The following is a 22949-nucleotide window of genomic DNA, read 5'->3' as shown; positions in this document are numbered from 1 at the left end:
ACCCTCCGTGGATGACGCTCCTTCGACTCCCTTTTTCCGTACGGCGATTGCGTCGCGCCCCCGGGCACGATCCGTCACTTCTATGACGCTGCTCACGCCCGGATTCCCATCTCATCTTCAATCAGGGCGCGTTATCCGGAACGTGCGAATACGGACAGATCGCCCATTCCTATCCAGGGGGGTGCGCCCCGTTCGTCATGCCGGGATGATTGACCCTTGGAATCGGCCCCGTGCCGTACCCCCGAACGCCAATTCTCCAGGAGCATCCGTGACGCAGCAGCTGCCGCAGGTCCCGCCCGTCGAAGCGAACGAGCCCGAGCTGGCCGAGGTCCGCAACTTCCGGGACGTGGGCGGCCTGCCGACGACGGACGGGCGCGCGGTGCGCCCCGGCCGCCTGTTCCGCAGCGGCCACCTCGCCCACGCGACCGAGGAGGACGCCGCCTTCCTCGCCTCACTGGACCTGCACACCGTGTTCGACTTCCGCAACCAGGCCGACGTGCGCATCGAGGGGGCGGACGTCGAGCTTCCGGGCGTGCGCAACGTGAACATACCCCTCACCGACCCGGCCGATGGCAAGGAGTTCTGGCGGCTGGTGCGGGACGGGGACATCGCCCAGCTGCGGGAGATCCTCGGCGAGGACAAGGCCGCCGCCCGGATGGCCGATTCGTATCGGAAGATGGTGGTCGAGCGGACCGCCGACCACAGCCGCATCCTGCACGCGCTCGCGGAGGACAGCGTCCCCGCCCTGATGCACTGCGCGGCGGGCAAGGACCGCGCCGGGCTCTCGATCGCGATCACCCTGCTCGCCCTCGGGGTCGAGCGCGCGGCGATCGAGGCCGACTACGTGAAGTCGAACGACCCGCACCGCCGCTACAAGGTGAGCCGCGGCTCCACCGCCCCCGACGCCATGTCGCCCGAGGTGATGGAGCTGCTGAGCCCGCTGTTCGACGCGCGGGTGGAGTATCTGCGGGGCGCCTTCGAGACGATCGAGGAGACCTGGGGCTCGGTGGACACCTACCTCTCCGAGGGCCTCAAGCTGACCCCGGAGACCCTCGGCCGACTGCGGGAACGCCTGCTCACCGAGGTCTGAGCCGGACCGTCAGGACCGCGCCGACCCGTACGGAGCGGCCCCGGCGACCCGTACGGGGTCCGGTTCGCCGCCCCGCCCGCGAGCCGGGCCCACCGCCCCTCGCGGGCCGCGCTACTGGTTCTGCCCGCCCAGCATGAAGAGCAGGTACAGGAAGCCGGCGAAGAGGTGGCCCGCCACCAGGTACGCGAAGAGGCGGAGCACCAGGCCCTTGGGGAACTTGCCCTCACCGCGCTCCTCGCCGGTGACCGGTGCGTGCTTCTCGGACATGTCGAACCTTTCGGAGGAAGGGTCAGGCGGAGTCAGCGACGGTGCGGAGTTCCGTCGCCGAGGCACAGCTCGGCGACGGGGCTCTGCATCAGGGTGTGGACGAAGAGCAGCTCGGCCCCGCTGGAGGTCGCGGCGCCGATGCGGTGCGGGGTGAGCGAGTCGAAGTGCGCGCTGTCCCCGGGATCGAGGGTGTGGACGGCTTCGCCGAGCGCGAGCCGCACCCGGCCCTCCAGGACGTGGATCCACTCCTCGCCGGGGTGGACCCGCACGATGTCCGCCCGGGTGGCGTACGGCACGTGGACCCGCAGGCACTGGAGGGCGCGCCCGGCGCTGCCCGCCTGCCGGTAGATCCAGCCGTCCGCCTCGACGGGCTCGGAGCGTCCGGCGCGGACCACGGGGTCCCGTTCGGGGGGTGTCTCCCCCAGCAGCTCGGAGACCGTCGTACCGTAGATGCGGGAGAGGGCGAGCAGCATGGGCAGCGAGGGCTGCCGGTTGCCCGTCTCCAGTCGCGAGAGGTGGGCGGGCGAGAGACCGGCGCGCTGGGCGGCGGTCTCCAGGGTCAGTCCCCGGCGGCGGCGCAGGCCCCGCAGCTGCGGGGCGACGTCCGGCAGGACGTCGGGAAGGGCGGGGGCCGGGGTGTTGTCCCCGGGGACGTGGTCCATGCGTCCATTCCGCCAGGATCGTGCCTCTGAGGCAAGTTTCTTGCCTCAGAGGCAAAAGCCCGAGGCCGGTACGAGCCCGGCCACGGAGAGGTGCGGCCCCCGGGCCGGGGCCCGAGGGCGGGCGGGTCAGCGCTGGGCGGGTCAGCGCTGGGCGGGTCAGCGCTGGGCGACCGCCTGCTTGACCAGTGTCCTCCCGAAGTCCCACATCAGCCCGCCGCCGCCGTGGGCGTCGTCCATGACCGCGGTGAAGGCGGTGACGAACCGGTCCACGTCGGCCTCGTCGATGACCAGCGGCGGAATCAGTTTGATCACCTCCAGACGGTCCCCGGAGACCTGGGTGAGGATGTGGTGGCGCTGGAGCAGCGGGACGACGACCATCTGGGCGAAGAGACCCTTGCGGGCCGCCTGGAGCATCGTCCAGCGCCCGCGCAGTCCCAGTGAGGACGGACGGCCGAACTCGATCCCGATCATCAGACCGCGCCCGCGGATCTCGTGCAGCAGCTCGTACCGGGGCACCAGCTCCTTGAGCCGTCCGGAGAGCAGGTCGCCCATCCGGCGCGCGTGGGCGACCGTGCCCTCGTTCTCCATGACCGAGAGGACGGCGAGCCCGGCGGTCATGGCCTGCGCGTTCGAGCCGAAGCTCGCCGAGTGGACCAGGACCCGGTCCATCGACGAGTAGACCTTCTTGAAGATCCAGTCCTTGCCGAGGGTGGCGCCGACCGGCACGTAGCCGCCGGAGAGGGCCTTGGCGACACAGACCAGGTCCGGCTCGACGCCCTCCTCGTGCTGATAGGCGTAGAAGTCGCCGGTCCGGCCGAGACCGGTCTGCACCTCGTCGGCGACGAGCAGGGCCCCGTGCCGGTGCAGCAGCTCCTGGGCCGCCCGCAGGAAGCCGGGCGGGGACTCCTGGACGCCCTTGCCCTGGACGGGCTCGACGACGAAGGCGGCCACGTCGCCCCCGCGCAGCTCCCGCTCCAGCGCGTCGAGGTCGCCCAGCTCGATCGCGGTGTCGGGCAGCAGCGGGGCGAAGCCGTCCCGGAAGCCCCGCTCGCCGTTGACGGAGAGGGAGCCGACGGTGAGCCCGTGGAAGGCGTGGGAGCAGTGCAGGACCCTGGGCCGCCCGGTGGCGTACCGGGCGAACTTGAGGGCGGTCTCGACCGCCTCGGTGCCGCTGTTGCCGAAGAAGACCCGGTCGAGATGGGGGCTGTGGGCCAGCAGGCGCTCGGCGAGCAGCCCCGGCAGCGGCTGGCAGTCGAACCGGGTGAGGTCGGCGAGCTGGGCGTCGAGGACGTCGTGGAGGGCCTTGCGGACGACCGGATGATGTCGTCCGAGGCCCATGACGCCGAAGCCCGCCAGCATGTCGAGGTGGTCGACGCCGTCGGCGTCCCAGAAGTGGGCGCCCTCGGCCCTCTCGTAGACCTTGTCGAAGCCGATGGTGCGGAGCATCCGCGGCAGCTGGTGGTTGAGGTGGCGGGCGTGCAGCTCGTAGCCCTCGCCGCCGCGCTCGGCGAGCAGCGCCCGCAGGTCGAACTCGCCCTTCACGCGTCGCTCACCCTTTGTTCCCCGAGACGGTCTCCCGGACCGCGCGCAGGGACTCCTTGAGGGAGCCCATGGTGGCGAGGACGGCGGTGGGCTCGTACCCGCAGTGGGCCATGCAGTTGGCGCAGCGCGGGTCCTTGCCGCGGCCGTACTTGTCCCAGTCGGTGTCCTCGACGAGTTCGCGGTACGTGGGGACATAGCCGTCGCTCATCAGATAGCAGGGGCGCTGCCAGCCGAAGAGCGAATAGTTGGGAATGGCCCAGGCGGTGCAGGGGAAGTCCGCCTTCCCTTCGAGGAAGTCCAGGAAGAGCGGCGAGTGGTTGAGCCGCCAGCGGCGCCTGTTCCCTCCGGCGAAGGCCTTCCTGAAGAGTTCCCGGGTCTGCTCGACGCCGAGGAAGTGTTCCTGGTCGGGTGCCTTCTCATAGGCGTAGGCGGGCGAGATCATCATTTCGTCGACCTGGAGGTCGTCGTTGAGGAAATTGAGGACCTCGATGATCGTCTGCGGGGTGTCGGTGTTGAAGAAGGTGGAATTGGTGGTGACCCGGAAGCCGCGCCGCTTGGCCTCCTTGATGGCCGCCACCGCCTCGTCGAACACGCCCTCCTTGGCGACGGACTCGTCGTGCCGCTCGCGCAGCCCGTCGATGTGCACGGCGAAGGCGAAGTACGGCGAGGGAGTGAAGTTCTCCAGCTTCTTGCGCATCAGCATCGCGTTGGTGCAGAGGAAGACGTACTTCTTCTTGGCCACCAACTGGCGCACGATCTCGTGGATCTGAGGGTGCATCAGGGGTTCGCCGCCCGCGATGGAGACCATCGGGGCGCCGGACTCCAGGACCGCGCCGACCGCCTGGGCGACCGGCATCCGCTGCTTGAGGATGCCCGCCGGATGCTGGATCTTGCCGCAGCCCTCGCACTTGAGGTTGCAGGCGAACAACGGCTCCAGTTCGACGATGAGGGGAAACTTGTCCCGCTTGCGGAGCTTCTGTTCGAAGAGATAGGTCCCGACCCGGACGGACTGACGGAGCGGCATGGCCATAACTCGTTCACCTCCTGGGGAGCAGCAAAGAACGGTGCCATTCGAGAAACGCGGGAAGGACTGCGCGAAGGACACGGAAGGCCGATATTCCCCCGCGTACCGTGCCGATCCGGACCAGCTCATGTTCAGGAGCGTCCACGACCACCCGGACGGCCGCAACCGGGCGCGCGTCCGGACCGCCCCAGGGGCCCTCGGCGGCGCGGGCGGCTCCCAGGGTCGCGGCGGACTCCATGTCGACGGCGACGGCCCCGGTGGCCCGCAGCGCGGCCCGCTCGGGCCCGCGCACCACATGGTCGGACCCGGTCAGCGGCCCGGTGTGGACGGCCCGCCCCGGCACCGCCCTGACCAGGGCCTTCACCAGGAGGTCCACTCCGGTGCAGAGCGTCGTGCCGTCCGCTCCCCGGGTCTCCCCCGCGACGACCAGGTCCCCCGGGTGCATCCCGGGGGCGAGGCCCGCGCAGAAGCCGGAGGCGATGACGGCCGCCTCCCGGGCCCCCTCCGCCGCGAGGGCCCGGGACACGGCCGTACGGGCCCGGTCGGGGCCCATCCCGGTGCGGAGCACGGTGACCGGCCCGGGGGCGCCGCCCCGGTCGCCGCTGCGCAGGGCGAGCTGCTCGATGCCGAGCGCGCAGGCGATCAGCAGCGGCGGCGCGGCGGCGGGGCCGGGCTCGCGCCCCATCAGCGGTCCCCGCCGAGCGGGGCGCCGAGCGAGGCGCCGACCGGGGCGTCCGGCGCACCCGTGGGCGCGCCGCCGGGCGCGGGTTCCCCGTGGACGTACCGGCCGAGCGCGGTGACCGGGAAGACCTGCCGGTAGAGGTGGTAGTTGATGGAGAAGTCCCAGGGGAACCCGGTGCCGGTGAAGTGGGGCTCGTCCCAGGAGCCGTCCTCCCGCTGGGTGGCGGCGAGCCAGGCGACGCCCCGCCGGACGGCCTCGGACTCCCGCTCCCCGGCGGCGAGGAGCGCGAGGAGCGCCCAGGCGGTCTGGGAGGCGGTGGAGGCGCCCCGGCCGATCCACTCCGCCTCCCGGTACGAGCGGAGGTCCTCGCCCCAGCCGCCGTCCTCGTTCTGTACGGTCCCGAGCCAGTGGACGGCCCGGCGCACCGCCGGGTGGGCGACGGGCAGTCCGGCGGCGGTGAGCGCGGGCAGCACCGAGCCGGTCCCGTAGACGTAGTTGACGCCCCAGCGGCCGAACCAGGCGCCGTTCGGCTCCTGTTCGGCGAGCAGCCAGGCGATGCCCCGGCGGGTGCGGGGGTCCTGGGCCAGGCCCTCGTGGGCGAGCATCTCCACGACGTGGGCGGTGACGTCGGCGGAGGGCGGGTCGATCACCTCGCCGAAGTCGCAGAACGGCAGCTTGTTGGGGAACGCGCTGGTGTTGTCGGCGTCGAAGGCCCCCCAGGCGCCGTTCCGCGACTGCATCCCGAGGGTCCAGCGGATGCCCCGCTCGGCCGCGGCCCGGACCCGGGCGGGGTCCGGGTGGTCCACCCGGCGCAGGGCCAGCAGCACTTCGGCCGTGTCGTCGATGTCGGGGTAGGTGTCGTTGTGGAACTCGAACGCCCAGCCGCCCGGGGGCAGTCCGGGCCGCTGCACCGCCCAGTCCCCGGTCCGGGTGATCTCCTCGTCGAGCATCCAGTCCACGGCCTTCACCAGGGCCGGGTGGTCGGGGCTGAGCCCCGCGTCGGCGAGGGCGATGGTGGCGAGACAGGTGTCCCAGACCGGTGACTGGCAGGCCTCGATCATCCGTGAACCGTCCTCGCCCCGCACCGCGAACCGGTCGAGGGATTCGAGACCGGCCCGCACGACGGGGTGCCCCAGGTCGTAGCCGAGGAGGTGCAGGGCGATGATCGAGTAGACGGCGGGGGGCTGGATGCCGCCCCAGCAGCCGTCGTTCTCCTGGCGCTCCACGATCCAGCGGGCGGCGAGGTTCATGGCGGTGCGGCGGACGGCGCGGGGCGCCACCCGGTGGTAGAGGCGCAGTGCCTTGTCGAGGCGCTGGAAGAGCCCGTCCCAGCCGGTCGCGGGGGCCAGTGGCCGGGGCGGGTTCGGCCGGGCGGGGTCGGTGTGGAGTTCGTCGAGCGGGAAGGGCGCGGGGCGGACCGGGCGCGTCGCGGAGACGACGGTGAGCGGCACGATCGTCTGCCGGGCCCAGCAGCCGAAGTCGTAGATGTTGAGCGGGAACCACTTCGGCAGGAAGAGCAGTTCCGGCGGCAGTTCGGGCAGGTCGTCCCAGCGCCACCAGCCGAAGAGGGCGAGCCAGATCCGGGTGAAGACCCGGGCGGAGGCGATGCCGCCGCGCGCCCTGACCCAGGCGGAGGCCCGGGCCATGTGCGGGGCTTCGGGCGGGTCCCCGGCGAGCCGCAGCGCCACATAGGCCTCGACGGTGGCGGAGAGTTCGCCGGGCCCGTCGTGGAAGGTGGGCCAGGAGCCGTCCTCGTACTGGAGGCGGCGGACGTGGAGGGCGGTGGCCCGGGTGGTGTCGGCGTCGAGGATGCCGAGGAACTGGCGGAGGAGGAGGTCCTCGGCGTCCATGGTGACGTTGGTCTCCAGGTCGCCCTTCCACCAGCCCGCCGGGTCCTGGTGGGCGAGCAGGTGCCCGACGCCCCTTTCCAGGGCCCGTGCGGCGGGGCCGTCGGGACCGGAGGCGTCGGTGTCGCGCGTGGTGCTGGCCGCGGTCGCCCGGGGGCCCACGGCCCCTGCGCTTCCGTCGGTCGTCGCTGTCATGGCTTCCCCTTTGCGGCAGTCGGATCTCTTCTGCTTCCACGGGTCTGCCGTCGGCCGGCGCCGTGAGGCACCGGCCGGCGACCGCGAACTCATATCAGGGTGATGGTGATCATCTCTTCCGTACGACGACGAAGTCGGCGAGTGCGACGAGCTGGGCCCGCACGGTGGCGGGCATGTCCACCTCGTTCAGGGCCTCGATCGCGACGGCGTGCTGCCGACGGGCCTCCTGGGAGGTCCATTCACGTCCTCCGGCCTCTTCGATGAGGGCCGCGCGGGCGGCGAACTCCTCCTCGGAGAAGCTGTCGAAGTCGGTGGACTTGGCGTCCGCGGCGAGGAGTTCACCGAGCCGCTCGGACGCCGGGCCGCCCGCCGCGAGGGCGGCGACGACCGGCAGGGACTTCTTGCGCTGGCGCAGGTCGCTCCAGGTCTGCTTGCCGGTGGCCTCCGGGTCGCCCCAGATGCCGAGGAGGTCGTCCACCGCCTGGAAGGCGAGGCCGAGGTGGTAGCCGTACTCCTCCAGCTTGTCGGCGGTGCGGTCGTCGGCGCCGCCGAGGACGGCACCGATGGAGACGGCGCAGGCGAGCAGGGCGCCCGTCTTGTTGCCCTCCATCTCCAGGCACTCCTCGACGGTGACCCGCTCGCGGTGCTCGTACGAGATGTCCTGGGCCTGCCCGTCGATGAGCTTGCGGGTGGCGGTGGTGAGGCGGCGGGTGGCCCGGCCCGCCTCGACGGTGCCGAGTTCGAGGAGCAGTTCGTTGGCGAGCGCGAACAGCGCGTCGCCGACGAGGATGGCCTGCGCGGGTCCGTGCACCTTCCACACGGTGTCTCGGTGGCGCCGCTGCTCGTCGCCGTCCATCAGGTCGTCGTGCAGCAGCGAGAAGTTGTGGACGAGCTCCACGGCGACGGCGCCGGGGATCCCGACCTCGGGCGCGGCGCCCGCGACCTCGGCCGAGAGCAGGGCGAGCGCGGGGCGGACGGCCTTGCCGCCGTCGCCGTCGGCCGGGTTGCCCTGCGCGTCGATCCAGCCGAAGTGGTAGGCGGCCACGGTGTCCATGGGCGGCGCGAGGCGGTCGACGGCCGCCCGCAGTACGGGGGTGGACAGGGTCCGCCCCCGCTCCAGCAGTGCGGACACGTCCGCGGTGTCGACGGCCGGATTACCCGGCGGCACAGTCGGCACGGTCTCTCCTCTTGTTCCGGTACTCACACTCATGCCGCCTCCTGCAGCGGATGGTCATGGCGGCGGCCGAGGGTGGAGAGCGCGGCGCCCGCGGCGCTCAGACCGCTGCGCACCGCGCCCTCCATGGTCGCGGGCCAGCCGGTGGCGGTCCAGGCCCCGGCCAGGTACAGCCCCCGGGCCCGGGTGCGGGCGCCGGGGCGGAGCCTGCCGACTCCCGGTGCCGGGGCGAACGTCGCCGTCCGCTCCCTGGTGACGAAGAAGTCGCGGACGCCCGCGCCCCGGGCGGCGGGCAGCAGCCGCTCCAGCTCGGGGAGGTACTTGGCGCGCAGGGCGGCGACGGGCTCGTCGATCTCGTCCTGGGCGGCCGACTGGGAGACCGCGAGGTACTGGCCGCCGCCGGTCAGCCCGGAGGACTCGGTGCGGTCGAAGACCCACTGCACCGGGGAGCCGAGGGCGGTGAAGAAGGGCCGCTTCAGCACCTTGCGGCCGTACACCACGTGCAGGTTGAGGATCGGCGCCGTACCGATGTCGAGGAGCCGGTCGGGGTCGTCGAGGGCGCCCTCGGGCAGCAGGCCGTGGGTCTCCTGCTGCGGCACGGCCAGCACGACGACGTCCGCCTCCAGGGTCTCGCCGGGCACCTCGACGGCCCAACGTCCGCCGTCCGTGCGGGAGATCCGCTCGGCCTTGGTGCGGAGCACGGTACGGACCCCGAGGGCGTCCAGTTCCTTCGCGGCCCGGGTGTCGTGGAGTTCGCCGAGCGGGACGTGGGCCCAGCCGATGTCGGCGGCACCGGGCTCGGAGAGCAGCCCGGTCTTGAAGACCATCGCGGCCAGCCCCATGGAGGACCGCGCGGCGGGGGCGTTGAGGGTGGGGACGCCGATGAGGTCCCACAGCGCCTCGACGGCCCGCGGGGACTGCCCGTAGCGGCCGAGCCAGGTGGCGAAGTCGATGCCGTCGAGGGCCGGGTCGGCGGGGTCGAGCTTCTTCAGGGCGAGCGCGGCGCGGCCCACGGAGGCGCGCTCGGCGAGGGAGAGGTGCGGGTATCCGGCGAGGCCGCGCGCGAGGTGCAGCGGCACCGGCAGGGCGTCGCGGCGGATCCGGCCGAGGCGGGGGGCCCCGGGCCCGCCGACGTCGAGCACGGGCACGTCGAGGCGGTCCTGGAGCGGGGCGAGCCGGGCGGCGTCGATCCGGTCGAGGAACCAGCGGTAGGCGGTGCAGCAGCGCAGATAGACGTGCTGGCCGTTGTCGACGGACAGGTCGCCGCGCCGGAACGAGAAGACGAGGCCGCCGAGCCGGGGGCGGCCTTCGAGGAGGGTGACGCCGAGTCCTGCCTCGGCGAGCCGGAGCGCGGCGGTGACGCCCGCGAGTCCGCCGCCGACGACGACGGCTCGGGGCTGCCGGTCGGTCCGCTCGGTCGCGTCGTGGGTCACGCGGTCTCCGTTCGGGTCGTCTCGGGCGGGCGGGGCGCGGCCGGGGCCGCCGCGAGCAGGGACGCCGGGGCGACGCCCGCGGTTGCGCGGCGGCCGGGGGAGGACGGGGGCATCAGACGCGCCTCCTGACGGTGCGCCGGGCGATGTGCCGGGTGTCGAGACCGGAGAGGCCGCGCACCGCGACGTACGCCTTCTCGCGGCCGGGCAGCGAGACCCGGCCGCGCAGCACGGCCTCGGGGTCGCGCTCGATCCGGTCGAGGAGGCGCCGGTAGATCCCGGCCATGGCGGCGACACAGGCACCGCTGCGCCGGTCGAGCATGGGCAGGAGCCGGTAGCCCTCGGCGAACAGGGCGCGGGCGCGCCGCACTTCGAAGTGGACGAGGCCCGCGAAGTCGGAGCCGACGGGCGGGGTGCCGCCGCCGAAGCCGTCGCCGCAGCCGAACTTGGCGAGGTCGTCGGCGGGCAGGTAGACGCGTCCGTTGCCCGCGTCCTCGCGCACGTCCCTGAGGATGTTGGTGAGTTGGAGCGCGAGGCCCAGGGTGTCGGCGTACTCGGGGGCGCGGTCGGCGCCCTGGGCGCCGGGCGCGGTGCCGAAGACGCCGAGGGAGAGCCTGCCGATGGCCCCGGCGACGCAGCGGCAGTAGACCTTGAGGTCGTCCCAGGTCTCGTAGGTCGCGCCGCGCACGTCCATGAGGACGCCGTCGATGAGTTCGTCGAGGCCGTCGAGCGGGATCGGGAAGCGGCGGGCGGAGTCCGCGAGGGCGACGGCGACGGGGTCGGTGTCGTCCTCGTCGACCTTGTCGGCGCGGACGCGGTCCAGGAGGGCGCGGGTGGCCTCCAGACGGTCGCGCTTGACCTCGGGCGGGAGCGGGCCGTCGCCGATGTCGTCGACGCGCCGGGAGAAGGCGTACAGCGCGGACATCGCCTGTCGCTTCTCGGTCGGCAGCAGCCGGATCCCGTAGGCGAAGTTCCGCGCCTGCTGTCCGGTGACCGCCTCGCAGTAGCTGTAGGCGGCCAGTACCGGTGCGGACGGCTGGGGCTGTGCCTCCACGGTCGCGCTCACCCCTCTTTCCGCGCCCGGAGCAGGACCGCTCCAGCCTGGCGCATCAGGCTCGGCTTGGTGGACTTCGGTGCGCCGGCCAGCACGTCGTAACCGGCGTCGGTGATCGCGTCGAGCGCCGCGTGGCCGCCCGCGGTGAATCCGGCGAGGAGCAGGCGGAGCCGTCCGTGGACGCTGCCGACGAGCGGGCCGCCCGCGTGGAGCAGGTCGCGGGCGCGCTGGGCCTCGAAGGCGATCAGGGCGCGCACGGACGCTCCGGCGGTGGGCCGGGCGAGGTCGTCCTCGGTGACGCGGAAGCGCCTGAGGTCCTCGGCGGGGAGGTAGACGCGGCCGTCGCCGAGGTCCTCGGCGACGTCCTGGAGGTGTTCGACGATCTGGAGGGCGGTGCAGATCTCGTCGGAGCGGCGGATCCGCTCGGGGGTGTCCGTGCCGGTGATCGCGAGGACGAGCCTGCCGACCGGGTTGGCGGACAGCTCGCAGTACGCGAGGAGGTCGTCGTACGTCTCGTAGCGGCTGACCAGCTGGTCCTGGCGGTTGGCGGCGACGAGGCCGAGGAAGGGCCCGGGGGTGAGCCCGTGGCGCCGTACGGTCGGCTGGAGGGCGCGCAGCAGGGGGTGGCGGGGGACGCCGTCGAAGACCCGGTGGAGGTCCTCCTCGAAGGCGTCGAGGAAGGCGAGCCGGTCGCGGGCCGCCTCGGGGTCGAGCCCGAGGTGGCGGGCGTCGGCGCCGCCGGGGGCGAGGTCGCCGTCGCCGATGTCGTCGACGAGGCGGGCGAAGCCGTAGACGGCCATGAGGTCGTCGCGCCAGGCCCTGGGCAGGAAGAAGGGGGCCACGGGGAAGTTCTCGTCCGCCGCCTTGTCGAGCGTGGCGCGCGCGGAGGCGTCGGGGCGCCCCTGCCGGGTGTCCGTCACAGGGCACTGCCCGGCGGAGGGACGGCGACACCCTCGTGGAGCTGGAGATTCTGCGTCATGGCCGTCACGTCTCCCGTTCTACACTGCCGATCCAATCCATCCTATTTCGGACACGCCGCCGACCCCCGCGCGGAGCGCCGCCGTCACGGCGCCCGATGGCTGTGGAGTATCGCCCTACTTGCCGCGAAACAGACCGGTCCAGCTTACGTTGTACGACGTCCGTCGGCGTTCCGGGGTGGCAGCTGTCCCGCCACCCTCCCGGACGTAACGTCAACCACCCCTGGAACAAGGGGAGTTCGGGCAGAGGCGAAGGTCAGGGAGCACGGGTTCCTGAGACGACCATGGCGAGCGTGGTCTCGACGACGGCGTTCCTGCGCTGGGCGGGGAGGCGGCGCAGGGGGCCGTCGAGCAGGAGCAGTGACAGTCCGTGCACGGCCGACCACGCGGCGGCCCCCCCGGCGGCGCGGACGCCCGGTCTCGGGTTGCCCGCGAGGGCTTCGAGGGCCTCGCGGAGCAGGGTGAAGGCGCGGACCTCGGGCTCGGCGGACTGCCGGTCCTGTGCCGGTCCCGGCGCCCGGAACTCCCCGGCCGTCAGGTCCGTGCCGGTCGGCCGGGGAGCGCAGAACGCGGCCCGGTAGAGCCCGGGGTGCTCCACCGCGAAGCCGACGTACGCCCGGCACAGGGCCCCCAGTCTGCGCTCGGCGGCGAGGGCGGGGTCGTCCGCGCCGGGCTCGCGGGCGGTGGCGTGCTCCATGGCCTCGGCGAGGACCCGCTGGGCGTGGGTCCTGACGGTGTGCAGGAGCTCGCCCCGGCCGTCGAAGTGCCGGTAGGCGGCGGTGGGCGAGACGCCGACCCGGCGGGCCGCCTCCCGCAGGACGACCCGTTCGGGGCCGCCTTCGGTGGCGAGGTCCACGGCGGCACAGATCAGCGCGTTGCGCAGATCGCCGTGGTGATAGGTCTTGCCCCCCGAGTTCGCTGCCATGGGCTCATCCTGCCCGATGTTGACCGCATGAACATTCCAGGCGACCGGGCGGGGCGCAAAAAACGGAACCGCCCCCACCGGAACAGTGGGGGCGGTACGGGACCGGGGAGGCTCAGCGGGCGGTCTCCCGCTCGTACGCCTTCAGGACCTCGTCCGTGGGCCCGTCCATCAGGAGCTGACCCTTCTCCAGCCAGAGCACCCGGTCGCAGGTGTCCCGGATGGACTTGTTGCTGTGGCTCACCAGGAAGACCGTCCCGGCCTCCTTGCGCAGCTCGCGGATGCGCTCCTCGGAGCGGATCTGGAACTTGCGGTCGCCGGTCGCCAGCGCCTCGTCGATGAGGAGGACGTCGTGGTTCTTGGCGGCGGCGATGGCGAAGCGGAGCCGGGCGCCCATGCCGGAGGAGTACGTGCGCATGGGCAGGCTGATGAAGTCGCCCTTCTCGTTGATGCCGGAGAAGTCGACGATCCCCTCGTAGCGCGTGCGCACCTCCTCGCGGCTCATGCCCATGGCGAGACCGCCCAGGATCACGTTGCGCTCACCGGTGAGGTCGTTCATCAGCGCCGCGTTGACGCCCAGGAGCGAGGGCTGGCCGTCGGTGTAGACCTTGCCGCTCTCGGTCGGCAGCAGTCCGGCGATGGCACGCAGCAGCGTGGACTTGCCCGAGCCGTTGCTGCCGATGAGGCCGATGGCCTCGCCCCGGTAGGCGGTGAAGGTGACCCCGCGCACCGCGTGCACCTTGCGGACGCCCCGGCTGACCTCGGCCTTGCCCCGGCCGACGATACGGCTCATGGCGGCCGTGGCGCTGCCCCTGCCGCCGCCACCGGCGTTGACGCGGTAGACGATGTGGACGTCGTCGCAGATGACGGTGGGAATGTCGGACCGGTTCGTGTCAGCCACGGCCGTACCTCTCCTCGGCCTTCCAGAAGTAGACGAAGCCGCCGATGCCGAAGACGAGCGCCCAGCCGAGGGCGGTCATCCAGACGTGCGCGGGCAGGTTCTCGGCGCCGTATCCCTCGATGAGCGCGAAGCGGATGAGGTCCATGTACACCGCCGCCGGGTTGTACATGAGGACGTCGGCGATCCACGCGGGCTTGTCGGCGAGCATCGCGGGGATCGAGAACATGACGCCGGACGCGTACATCCAGGTGCGCATCACGAAGGGCATGAGCTGGGCGAGGTCGGGCGTCTTGGAACCCATCCTGGCCATGATCATGGCCAGCCCGATGTTGAACACGAACTGGAGGGCCAGTGCCGGGATCAGCAGCAGCCAGCGGGCCGAGGGGTAGCTGCCGAAGGCGATGGCGATCGCGACGAGCACGATCATCGAGTACAGCAGCTGCTGGAGCTGCTGGAGGGAGAACGAGATCGGCAGGGTCGCCCGGGGGAAGTGCAGGGCCCGCACCAGGCCCAGGTTCCCGGAGATGGCCCGCACTCCGGCCATGACCGAGCTCTGGGTGAAGGTGAACACGAAGATGCCGGTGACCAGGAACGGGATGTAGACGTCCTTGCTCATCCCCCGGCCCGCGCCCAGGATGAGCCCGAAGATCAGGTAGTAGACCAGGGCGTTGAGCAGCGGGGTCGCCACCTGCCACACCTGGCCCAGCTTCGCCTGGCTGTACTGCGCCGTCAGCTTCGCCGAGGAGAAGGCCAGGATGAAGTGGCGGCGGCTCCACAGCTCACGGACGTACTCGAGCAGTCCGGGCCGGGCACCGCTGACCGCCAGGCCGTACTTCTCGGCGAGCGCGGCGGGCGTCAGACCCGCGTCGACGGACGGGGGCGCGCTCGTCGCGACCGCCCCGCCCTGCTGTGTGTCACTCACAAGTCGAAACTTTCGTGTTCAAGATGCGCGGCACGTCGGTACCACGATGTCAGACGACCGGGGGGCGACCCAGCCGGGTCAGCCGCCACACCGTACGCCACCTCATGGGGCGGCGCGGTCCGCAGGGAGTGCTCCAGCCGGCGCGGAATCCGCCGAACCACGCCTTGAGGGCGGGGACCGAGGGCCGACGGGCCAGGGTGAGCAGGAGCCAGACGCCGAGATACACCGGCACCAGGGGCGCGGGCAGATTGCGACGTGCCAGCCAGACTCGGTTGCGGGCCACGTTGAAGTGGTACGAGGCGTGCCGGGAAGGTGCTGTGGTGGGGTGCAACAGCACCATGTCGGAACGGTAGTCGATCATCCAGTCGGCGTCGAGCGCGCGCCAGGCGAGGTCGGTCTCCTCGTGCGCGTAGAAGAACTCGTCCGGCAGACCGCCCACTTCGGCGAAGACCTTGGTGCGGACCGCGTTGGCGCCGCCGAGGAAGGTGGTCACCCGCGAGGAGCGCATCGGGTCGGAGGCGCGCAGCCTCGGCACGTGCCGCCGCTGGGTCTCGCCGGTCACCGGGTCGGCGATCCGGAAGGTGATGATGCCCAGGCGCGGATCGGCGGTGAACGCCTGCCGGACCAGCTCGGCGGTGTCGGAGTGCGCGAGCAGCCCGTCGTCGTCGAGGAAGAGCAGGACGTCGACGTCGGTGCCGCCGGGGCCGAAGGCCTCGATGCCGACGTTCCGGCCGGCGGGGATGCCGACGTTCTCGGGCAGGTCGACGGTGCGGACCCCGTCGGGCACCCCGGTGACCGGGGTGCCCTGGCCGACGACGACGACCTCGACGGGGTCGCCCTCCTGCTTGGCGATCGAGTCGATCAGCGCGCGCAGGTCGTCGGGGCGGTTGCCCATCGTGATGACGACGGCGCCGACCTTCAGCGGACTGCTCACGGCGGGCCTCACTTCAGCCTGCTGGAGACCATGATGGACACCAGGTGCAGCACGGTCTGCAGGAGCGCGATCCCGGCGAGCACGGCCACGCCGAGCCGGGTGAAGAACAGGTCGCCGCGGATCTGGTCCGCGACCGCCAGGGCCACGATGAGCAGCGACGCCTCGATGCCGAGGACCAGCCGGTGGAACTTCAGCGCTCCGGCGGCCCGGCGGGCCAGCGCCATGCCGGAGGAGCGCGGCTCGGAGGCCGACTCCTTGACCGGCGGCAGACCGCCCTGGTGCCGGGCCACGCCGACGAGGTCGGTCTCGGCCTTGATCAGGATGGCGCCGAGCGCGGCGAGCGTGCCCAGGAAGGCCCACAGCCAGTCGATCCGGCCCGAGCCCCACAGGTCGGCGGCGCGCAGGCCGAAGCCGACGAGCACGGCCGCGTCGCACAGATAGGCGCCGACCCGGTCCAGGTACACGCCGCTGAGCGAGAACTGCTTCTTCCAGCGGGCCACCTCGCCGTCGACGCAGTCGAGCAGCAGGTAGAGCTGGACCATGAGCGCGCCGAGCAGCGCGCCGGGGATGCCCGGCACCAGCAGCGCGGGGGCCGCGAGGACACCGGCGAGGGTCATCACGTACGTCAGCTGGTTCGGCGTGATCTTGGTGCCGACGAGCCGGCGGGTGATCCGGATCGAGATCTCCCGCATGTACAGACGGCCGCCCCAGTGCTCTCCGCTGCGGCGGTCCTTCACACCCGGCGGGTGGACGACCGGGCGGAGCTCAGCTACGGATGGCTTTGGCATAGTCGGCGTACGCGTCCCTGATCTGGTCGTCGGACAGGTCGAGGTGTTCGAGGATGGTGAAGCGGCCCGGCCTGGTCTGCGGGGCGAAGGACACCGCCTGGACGAACTCGTCCACGGTGAAGCCCATCTCCTGCGGCAGGACGGGAAGGCCGTGCCTGCGCAGGGTCTCCACGATCTGGGCGGTGCCCTCACGGGCGCCGCGCAGGTGCATGGCGAAGGCCGCGCCGAGTCCGCACTGCTCGCCGTGGCTGGCGGCGCGGGCCGGGAAGAGCAGGTCGAAGGCGTGGCTGATCTCGTGGCAGGCGCCCGAGGAGGGGCGGCTGTCCCCGCTGATCGACATGGCGATGCCGGACATCACGAGGCCCTCGGAGAGGGTGACGAGGAAGTCGTCGTCGCCGACGCCGCCGGGGTGGCGGAGCACCGCTTCGCCCGCGCTGCGGGCCATGGCCGCCGCGAGGCCGTCGACGTGCTCCCCGTTCACCCGGTGGGACAGCTCCCAGTCGGCGAGGGCGGAGATGTTGGAGATCGCGTCGCCGATGCCGGAGCGCACGTAGCGCACCGGGGCTTCCCTGATCACGTCCAGGTCGATGACGAGGGCGATCGGGGTGGGCACCCCGTAGGAGCCCCGGCCGTTGTCGTTGTCCAGGGTGGAGATCGGGGAGCAGATCCCGTCGTGCGACAGGTTGGTGGCGATGGCCACCAGCGGCAGCCCGACCCGGGCCGCCGCGTACTTGGTCACGTCGATGATCTTGCCGCCGCCGAGGGCGACCACGGCGTCGTACCGCTTGCCGCGCATGGCGTCGGCGAGCTTGACGGCCTCGTCGATGGTGCCGCCGGAGACCGGGTACCAGTCGGCGCCGGGCAGCTCGGGGGCGAAGTGGTCACGCAGCTTGAGGCCCGAGCCGCCGCTGATGGCGACGGCGATCTTGCCGTTGCTGGAGATCCGCTGGTCCGCGAGGAGCGCGGACAGGTCGTCCAGCGCTCCCCTGCGGATGTCGACGACGACCGGCGAGGGGATCAGCCGGGTCAGTACTGGCACGCGATCTCCCGGCCCTTGGTGAGGTCGTCGTGGTTGTCGATCTCGACCCACTTCACGTCCCCGATGGGCTCGACGTCCACGGTGAAGCCGCGGTTGACGAGCTCCTGGTAGCCGTCCTCGTAGTACAGGTCGGGGTCGCGCTCGAAGGTGGCCTTGAGGGCGTCGGCCAGCTCCTCGGCGGCCTCGGCCTCGATCAGGGTGACACCGATGTACTCGCCGGTGGCGGTCGCCGGGTCCATCAGCTTGGTGATGCGCTGGACGCCCTTGCCCTCGGCGGTGATGACCTTCATCTCCTCGTCGGCGAGGTGCTTCACCGTGTCGAGGGCGAGGATGATCTTCTTGCCGTCGCCACGGGCGGCGAGCAGGGTCTTCTCGACGGAGACGGGGTGGACGGTGTCGCCGTTGGCGAGGATCACACCGCGCTTGAGGACCTCACGGGCGCACCACAGGGAGTAGGCGTTGTTCCACTCCTCGGCCTTGTCGTTGTCGACCAGGGTGATGCTGAGGCCGTAGGTGGCCTCCAGGGCCTCCTTGCGGGCGTAGACGGCCTCCTTGCGGTAGCCGACGACGATCGCGACCTCGGTGAGGCCGATCTCGGCGAAGTTCTTCAGGGTGAGGTCGAGGATCGTGGTGTCGCCGTCGACAGGCACGAGGGCCTTCGGGAGCGTGTCGGTGTAGGGGCGCAGTCGCCGTCCGGCACCGGCTGCGAGTACGAGGCCGATCATGCTGTTTCTCCTTCGTCGTGAACGGCGGGTGCTCCGGAGGAGACCCAGAAGCGGATGGACTCCACGAGCACCACGAGCGCGACGGCCACCGCCAGGGCGGTCAGGGCCAGGGTGAAGTCGTCACCGCGATCCGCCAGCAGGGCGGCGAGGACGGTCACCAGGAGCGTGCGCCCCTCGTGTCCGCCGGTGACGCGCACCAGCCAGGCGGGCGGCGCGCCGGTGCCGCCGCGGATGCGGTACACCGTGTCGTAGTGATGGTAGGCGACCGCCGCGACCAGCCCGAACGCCGCCGGGAGGGCGCCCGGGGAGTCGGAGCGGGCCGCGAGCACGAGGACGGTGGTGTACTCGGCGGCGCGGAAGAGCGGCGGGAGGAGCCAGTCGAGGGCGCCCTTGAGGGGGCGGGCGACGGCCGCTCCGGCGAACACCGCGTAGAAGACCGCGGCGACCATCGTCTGGGTGGCGCCGAACGGGCGGGCGAGGACCGCGGCGAGCAGCGCGCCCGTGGCGATCAGCCCCAGGACCAGCGGCGGGAGCAGCAGGATGCCGGTACGGCGCAGGGCGCGGCCCGCGATCCCGGCGAGCGGACCGGAGTCCGCGAGTTCGGCCAGTGCCTGGGCGGCACGGTCGGTGCGCTTCGCCTTGCGGGTCAGGGAGCGCAGGACCCGGCCCGCCGTGGTGTAGCAGGCGCCGAAGGCGCAGCCGACGATCAGCGCCCAGAAGACGATCCGGGGGCTGGTGACGGCGGTGAGGACGGCGATCATCGCCCAGCGCTCGCCGATCGGCAGGATGATCATGCGGCGCGCCCAGACGGTCCAGCCGAGGCCGTCGAGCCGGTCGGAGAGGGCGGCGGTGGGGCTGGTGTTGGCGGTGGCGTCGTGGTTGGCCTCGTTGAACGAGAAGTCCACGACGTGCCGGCAGGTCATGAGGACCATCGCGCCGAGCGCCAGTGCCCAGACGTCGTCGCCGTTCCGGGCGGCGCCGAGGGCGAGGCCCGCGTAGAAGGCGTACTCCTTGGCGCGGTCGAAGGTGGCGTCGAGCCAGGCGCCCATCGTCGAGTACTTGAGCGCGTAGCGGGCGAGCTGCCCGTCGGCGCAGTCGAGGACGAAGGAGACGAGGAGCAGGACGCCCGCCGCGACGTATCCGGCGCGGTCGCCGGTCGCCGCGCAGCCCGCCGCGACCAGCGCCGTGAGCAGCGAGGCGGTGGTGACCTGGTTGGGGGTCAGTCCCCGGCGCGCGCACCAGCGGGCGATGTGGCGGGAGTACGGGCTGATGAAGAAGGTGGTGAAGAAGCCGTCGTGGGCCTTGACGGCGGAGCGGAGCCGGACGGCTTCCTCGTCGACGGCGTCCACGGCGGTACGGGCCCGGTGGCGGGCCTCGGCGTCGGTGGGGACGGCGGCGACCAGGGTGCCGAGCTGGGGCCGGTGCACGGCGACGCCGTCGGCGTCGAGGGCGTCGGCGAGGGTGCCGGTGAGGTCGTCGGAGCCGTGGACGGTCGCGGTGCTCAGGGCGCGGGTGAGCGCGGGGCGGGCCCCGGGCTGCGCGGTGAGCGCGCCGGGTGCGGCGGCGGCGGGGAACCGGGGGTCGGTGAGGGCGAGGCGCAGCGCGTGGCGGTGGCCGACGAACCGGGCGTCGACCAGGGCGACCCGTTCACCCGCGGGGACGGTGGCCAGCAGTGCGGCGGCCTCGTCGGCACCGGAGGCGGCCCTGACGTCGAAGCCGAGCGACCGCAGGTCTCCGTCGAGCGAGGAGCCGGGTGCCGGGGGGCCGGTGAGGATGGCGGTCGACAGACGAACTCACTCCTTGGAGCTGACGGAGGGGCCGGCGGAACCCATGGCGGCCCCGGACACGGCGGTGCGGCCCGGCACCGGGCGGCGACACGTCGGCTGAGGCTATCGGATGAACTGGAGCGCGAGTTCACCGAGGCTTCGCGGGCAGGACGCCCCCGGGCCCACCCGTGTGCGTACGGGTGCGCCGCGTCCTGCGTAGATCATCATCGGTGATCGGCGGCCCGGCCCACAAACCCCGCTCCCGGGGCAGGGTCCGACCCCTGGACGGCGCCTTCTCGCCACTCCCCGTCCTGAATACATCGTCGCAGGTCAGAGCATATGACAACGGTGTTCAGTACCGTGTTGCGCATACCCCCCACCCGTAGTTCACTTGCGCATCGGTGCACTTGTCGACCACATGATCTGGAGGCCATGCGATGGGGGCTGGACACGACCACGGGCACAGCCACGGCGGCCCGGCGCCCACCGGGACGGCGGGCCTCGCCTACCGGAACCGGCTGCGGATCGCGCTCGGCATCACACTGTCCGTGATGGTGGTCGAGATCATCGGCGGCGTGCTCGCCGACTCGCTCGCGCTGATCGCGGACGCGGCCCACATGGCGACCGACGCGGTCGGCCTCGCGATGGCGCTGCTCGCCATCCACTTCGCCAACCGGCCGCCGTCCGGGAACCGCACCTTCGGCTTCGCGCGGGCCGAGATCCTGGCGGCGCTGGCCAACTGTCTGCTGCTCCTGGGCGTGGGCGGCTACGTGCTGTACGAGGCGATCCAGCGGTTCATGGAACCCGCGGAGACCAAGGGCGGGCTCGCCATCGCGTTCGCGGTGGTCGGTCTGATCGCGAACGTGATCTCGCTGTCGCTGCTGATGCGGGGCCAGAAGGAGAGCCTCAACGTGCGCGGGGCGTACCTGGAGGTCCTCGCGGACGCCCTGGGTTCGGTCACCGTGATCGTCGCGGCCTCGGTCATCCTGCTGACGGGCTGGCAGTACGCGGACCCGATCGCCTCGATCGTGATCGGCCTGATGATCGTGCCGAGGACGGTCAAGCTGCTGCGGGAGACGCTGGACGTGCTCCTGGAGGCGGCGCCCAAGGGTGTGGACATGGCGGAGGTACGGGCCCACATCCTGGCCCTGCCGGGCGTCGAGGACGTGCACGACCTGCACGCCTGGACGATCACCTCGGGAATGCCGGTGCTGTCGGCGCACGTGGTCGTGGACCAGGGGGCGCTGGACGCGGTGGGGCACGAGAAGATGCTGCACGCGCTCCAGGGCTGCCTGGGCTCCCACTTCGACGTGGAGCACTGCACCTTCCAGCTGGAGCCGGCCGGGCACGCGGAGCACGAGGGCAAGCTCTGCCTGTGACCGCCCGTGACCACGGGCGGCGATCCGGGCGGCGGGCCCACCGGCCCGCCGCCTGTTAGCCTGGTCGTCCGGTACGTGTGAGAGAGGAGCTGAGGTTGATGACCGTCGCGATGGAGGCTGCCCCGAGCGGCAGCACCCGGTCCTTCCTCTTCCTCCGGGTCTCCGGCTGACCTGACTCCGGTTCCACCGGTACGTCTCGTCGTCGGCCGGGACCCTCACACCAAGGGTTCTCCACGTTGTCCGACAACGCCCAGCACCACGCCTTCCTCGCCCTGCACCACGGTCTTCCCCGGCAGGGCCCCGGCTCCGACACCACCACCCACCGGCTGCTCTCGCTCGCCGGTCCGCTCCCCGAGCGTCCGCGCGTCCTCGACCTGGGCTGCGGCCCCGGCCGCGGCGCACTGCTCCTGGCCTCCACGGGGGCCGAGGTGACCGCCGTGGACCTGCACGAGCCGTTCCTCGCCGAGCTGCGGGAGACCGCGGTCGCCCGGGGTCTCGACGGCTCGATCCGCACCGTCCGCGCCGACATGGGCGCCCTGCCCTTCCCCGACGGCTCCTTCGACGTCGTCTGGGCCGAGAGCTCGGTCTACGTCCTCGGCTTCGACCGGGCGCTCGCCGAGTGGCGGCGGCTGCTCGCCCCGGGGGGCACCCTCGTCCTGACCGAATGCGTCTGGACCACTCCCGATCCCGACCCGGCGGCCCGCGCCTTCTGGTCGGAGCACTACCCGCTCCGCACCGTCGCCGAGAACGCGGCGGCGGCGATCGGGGCGGGCTGGCACGTCCTCGGCTCCTTCACCCAGCCGGAGAGCGACTGGGAGGCGTACTACGGACCGCTCGCCGCCCGCGCCGACGCCGCCGACACCACGGTCCCCGGCATGGCGGAGGCGGTCGCGGGCGCGCGTGCCGAGATCGCCCTGCGCCGCGAGCACGGCACCTCGTACGGGTACGCGGGCTTCGTCCTGCGGCCCGTGGACCCGCGCTGGCCGGTCCGCCCCGAGCGGGACGACGAGGCCGGGGAGGTGCGGGAGATCACCGCGGCGGCCTTCGGCTCGACGGACGAGGCCGATCTGGTCGACGCGCTCCGCCGGGACCCCGACGCCTGGCTGCCGGAGCTCTCCTACGTGGCCGAGGCACCGGACGGTTCGGTCGCCGCCCACGCCCTGATCACCCGCTGCCGGGTGGGCGGCGCCCCGGCGGCGGCGCTCGCACCGGTCTCGGTGACTCCCGGGTACCAGCGGACGGGGGCCGGACAGGCCGTCGTCCGGGCGGTGCTCGACGCGGCCAGGCTGCGCGGGGAACGGCTGGTGCTCGTACTGGGCCATCCGGAGTACTACCCGCGGTTCGGTTTCGTACGTGCGTCTGAGTATGGAATCCGGCCAGGTTTCGAGGTGCCGGACGAGGCGATGATGGCGCTCGTCCTCGACGATTCGATGCCCGTTCCGTCCGGCACGATCACTTATCCGGCGGCTTTCGGGGTGTAGGGACCCCTCGGAGCCTCCCGCTCCCGCCGCACCGGGGTCACTCCCGGTGCGGCGGGAGCGGCCACGTCCGGCCGTCGAAGTACGGACAAGCCGCTTTTGTACGGCAGACTGAGCGGGCCCCATCGGGGCGGAGGACCGAAGCGAAGGA

The 22949-nt window shown here is 72.3% G+C and carries 21 protein-coding genes; 3 read left to right on the top strand and 18 right to left on the bottom strand.

Features of this window, described 5'->3' with window-relative positions:
- Nucleotides 1–268 precede the first annotated feature (268 nt).
- Nucleotides 269–1090 (top strand): tyrosine-protein phosphatase, encoded by an 822-nt coding sequence (locus tag ACFXGN_RS01750; protein ID WP_384851964.1) that lies wholly within the window; start codon nucleotides 269–271, stop codon nucleotides 1088–1090.
- A gap of 111 nt (nucleotides 1091–1201) precedes the next feature.
- On the opposite strand, the gene ACFXGN_RS01745 is transcribed toward ACFXGN_RS01750, so the two are convergent.
- The 18 genes from ACFXGN_RS01745 to ACFXGN_RS01660 form a co-directional block, all read right to left on the bottom strand.
- The gene (locus tag ACFXGN_RS01745; protein WP_366442912.1) at nucleotides 1202–1357 is read right to left on the bottom strand and encodes a DUF6126 family protein; all 156 of its coding nucleotides are present in this window, start codon (nucleotides 1355–1357) and stop codon (nucleotides 1202–1204) included.
- Nucleotides 1358–1389: 32 nt separating this feature from the next.
- Nucleotides 1390–2019, bottom strand: a complete 630-nt coding sequence (locus tag ACFXGN_RS01740) for a helix-turn-helix domain-containing protein (RefSeq protein WP_384851961.1) — start codon at nucleotides 2017–2019, stop codon at nucleotides 1390–1392.
- A gap of 156 nt (nucleotides 2020–2175) precedes the next feature.
- On the bottom strand, nucleotides 2176–3561 hold the full coding sequence (locus ACFXGN_RS01735; protein WP_384851959.1) for an aspartate aminotransferase family protein: 1386 nt from the start codon (nucleotides 3559–3561) through the stop codon (nucleotides 2176–2178).
- A gap of 7 nt (nucleotides 3562–3568) precedes the next feature.
- Nucleotides 3569–4591 carry an adenosyl-hopene transferase HpnH gene (gene hpnH / locus ACFXGN_RS01730; protein WP_384851957.1) on the bottom strand — a complete coding sequence of 341 codons (1023 nt, stop codon included), beginning with the start codon at nucleotides 4589–4591 and terminating at the stop codon, nucleotides 3569–3571.
- A 7-nt stretch (nucleotides 4592–4598) separates the two neighbouring features.
- On the bottom strand, nucleotides 4599–5270 hold the full coding sequence (locus tag ACFXGN_RS01725; RefSeq protein ID WP_384851955.1) for a 1-hydroxy-2-methyl-2-butenyl 4-diphosphate reductase: 672 nt from the start codon (nucleotides 5268–5270) through the stop codon (nucleotides 4599–4601).
- Nucleotides 5270–7309: a squalene--hopene cyclase gene (shc, locus tag ACFXGN_RS01720; protein WP_384851953.1), complete on the bottom strand. Its 2040-nt coding sequence runs from the start codon at nucleotides 7307–7309 to the stop codon at nucleotides 5270–5272. Before shc ends, ACFXGN_RS01725 begins: the two co-directional genes overlap by 1 nt.
- 109 nt (nucleotides 7310–7418) lie before the next feature.
- Nucleotides 7419–8519: a polyprenyl synthetase family protein gene (locus ACFXGN_RS01715; protein WP_384851951.1), complete on the bottom strand. Its 1101-nt coding sequence runs from the start codon at nucleotides 8517–8519 to the stop codon at nucleotides 7419–7421.
- Nucleotides 8516–9916: a hydroxysqualene dehydroxylase HpnE gene (hpnE, locus tag ACFXGN_RS01710; protein ID WP_384851948.1), complete on the bottom strand. Its 1401-nt coding sequence runs from the start codon at nucleotides 9914–9916 to the stop codon at nucleotides 8516–8518. Before hpnE ends, ACFXGN_RS01715 begins: the two co-directional genes overlap by 4 nt.
- 112 nt (nucleotides 9917–10028) lie before the next feature.
- The gene (gene hpnD, locus ACFXGN_RS01705) at nucleotides 10029–10979 is read right to left on the bottom strand and encodes a presqualene diphosphate synthase HpnD (protein WP_384851945.1); all 951 of its coding nucleotides are present in this window, start codon (nucleotides 10977–10979) and stop codon (nucleotides 10029–10031) included.
- Nucleotides 10976–11887 (bottom strand): squalene synthase HpnC, encoded by a 912-nt coding sequence (gene hpnC / locus ACFXGN_RS01700; protein ID WP_384851942.1) that lies wholly within the window; start codon nucleotides 11885–11887, stop codon nucleotides 10976–10978. Before hpnC ends, hpnD begins: the two co-directional genes overlap by 4 nt.
- Before the next feature lie 313 nt (nucleotides 11888–12200).
- Nucleotides 12201–12869: a TetR/AcrR family transcriptional regulator gene (locus ACFXGN_RS01695; protein WP_384851940.1), complete on the bottom strand. Its 669-nt coding sequence runs from the start codon at nucleotides 12867–12869 to the stop codon at nucleotides 12201–12203.
- A 112-nt stretch (nucleotides 12870–12981) separates the two neighbouring features.
- Nucleotides 12982–13767: an ABC transporter ATP-binding protein gene (locus ACFXGN_RS01690; protein ID WP_384851937.1), complete on the bottom strand. Its 786-nt coding sequence runs from the start codon at nucleotides 13765–13767 to the stop codon at nucleotides 12982–12984.
- Nucleotides 13760–14689 (bottom strand): ABC transporter permease, encoded by a 930-nt coding sequence (locus ACFXGN_RS01685; RefSeq protein ID WP_384851934.1) that lies wholly within the window; start codon nucleotides 14687–14689, stop codon nucleotides 13760–13762. The genes ACFXGN_RS01690 and ACFXGN_RS01685 overlap by 8 nt, the downstream gene beginning before the upstream one ends.
- Nucleotides 14690–14738: 49 nt before the next feature.
- Nucleotides 14739–15623, bottom strand: coding sequence for a glycosyltransferase family 2 protein (locus ACFXGN_RS01680; RefSeq protein ID WP_384851931.1), 885 nt, complete (start codon nucleotides 15621–15623; stop codon nucleotides 14739–14741).
- An 8-nt stretch (nucleotides 15624–15631) separates the two neighbouring features.
- A complete protein-coding gene (locus ACFXGN_RS01675) occupies nucleotides 15632–16411 on the bottom strand; it encodes a CDP-alcohol phosphatidyltransferase family protein (protein ID WP_384851928.1) in 780 nt (259 codons plus the stop codon).
- Complete coding sequence (locus tag ACFXGN_RS01670; protein ID WP_384851926.1) at nucleotides 16389–17450, bottom strand: iron-containing alcohol dehydrogenase family protein; 1062 nt, start codon at nucleotides 17448–17450, stop codon at nucleotides 16389–16391. The genes ACFXGN_RS01675 and ACFXGN_RS01670 overlap by 23 nt, the downstream gene beginning before the upstream one ends.
- The gene (locus ACFXGN_RS01665; RefSeq protein ID WP_384851924.1) at nucleotides 17438–18175 is read right to left on the bottom strand and encodes a sugar phosphate nucleotidyltransferase; all 738 of its coding nucleotides are present in this window, start codon (nucleotides 18173–18175) and stop codon (nucleotides 17438–17440) included. Before ACFXGN_RS01665 ends, ACFXGN_RS01670 begins: the two co-directional genes overlap by 13 nt.
- A complete protein-coding gene (locus tag ACFXGN_RS01660; RefSeq protein WP_384853091.1) occupies nucleotides 18172–19962 on the bottom strand; it encodes a DUF5941 domain-containing protein in 1791 nt (596 codons plus the stop codon). Before ACFXGN_RS01660 ends, ACFXGN_RS01665 begins: the two co-directional genes overlap by 4 nt.
- 416 nt (nucleotides 19963–20378) lie before the next feature.
- Here ACFXGN_RS01660 and ACFXGN_RS01655 point away from each other — a divergent pair, with 416 nt between their 5' ends.
- Together ACFXGN_RS01655 and ACFXGN_RS01650 are read left to right on the top strand one after the other, a co-directional pair.
- On the top strand, nucleotides 20379–21320 hold the full coding sequence (locus tag ACFXGN_RS01655; RefSeq protein WP_384851921.1) for a cation diffusion facilitator family transporter: 942 nt from the start codon (nucleotides 20379–20381) through the stop codon (nucleotides 21318–21320).
- A 236-nt stretch (nucleotides 21321–21556) separates the two neighbouring features.
- The gene (locus ACFXGN_RS01650; protein ID WP_384851919.1) at nucleotides 21557–22801 is read left to right on the top strand and encodes a GNAT family N-acetyltransferase; all 1245 of its coding nucleotides are present in this window, start codon (nucleotides 21557–21559) and stop codon (nucleotides 22799–22801) included.
- Nucleotides 22802–22949: the final 148 nt, after the last annotated feature.

This window comes from Streptomyces sp. NPDC059247 (genome assembly GCF_042754005.1).
GTDB lineage: Bacteria > Actinomycetota > Actinomycetes > Streptomycetales > Streptomycetaceae > Streptomyces.
Note: the sequence above shows the minus strand (reverse complement) of the source record. Positions and strands in the feature narration are given on the sequence as shown.

Coding starts and splice junctions, on each gene's coding strand:
- ACFXGN_RS01675 (WP_384851928.1), bottom strand. CDS start 16,411: ATGCCAAAGCCATCCGTAGCTGAGCTCCGCCCGGTCGTCCACCCGCCG.
- ACFXGN_RS01665 (WP_384851924.1), bottom strand. CDS start 18,175: ATGATCGGCCTCGTACTCGCAGCCGGTGCCGGACGGCGACTGCGCCCC.
- ACFXGN_RS01715 (WP_384851951.1), bottom strand. CDS start 8,519: ATGAGTGTGAGTACCGGAACAAGAGGAGAGACCGTGCCGACTGTGCCG.
- ACFXGN_RS01695 (WP_384851940.1), bottom strand. CDS start 12,869: ATGGCAGCGAACTCGGGGGGCAAGACCTATCACCACGGCGATCTGCGC.
- hpnH (WP_384851957.1), bottom strand. CDS start 4,591: ATGGCCATGCCGCTCCGTCAGTCCGTCCGGGTCGGGACCTATCTCTTC.
- ACFXGN_RS01725 (WP_384851955.1), bottom strand. CDS start 5,270: ATGGGGCGCGAGCCCGGCCCCGCCGCCGCGCCGCCGCTGCTGATCGCC.
- shc (WP_384851953.1), bottom strand. CDS start 7,309: ATGACAGCGACGACCGACGGAAGCGCAGGGGCCGTGGGCCCCCGGGCG.
- ACFXGN_RS01745 (WP_366442912.1), bottom strand. CDS start 1,357: ATGTCCGAGAAGCACGCACCGGTCACCGGCGAGGAGCGCGGTGAGGGC.
- ACFXGN_RS01740 (WP_384851961.1), bottom strand. CDS start 2,019: ATGGACCACGTCCCCGGGGACAACACCCCGGCCCCCGCCCTTCCCGAC.
- ACFXGN_RS01655 (WP_384851921.1), top strand. CDS start 20,379: ATGGGGGCTGGACACGACCACGGGCACAGCCACGGCGGCCCGGCGCCC.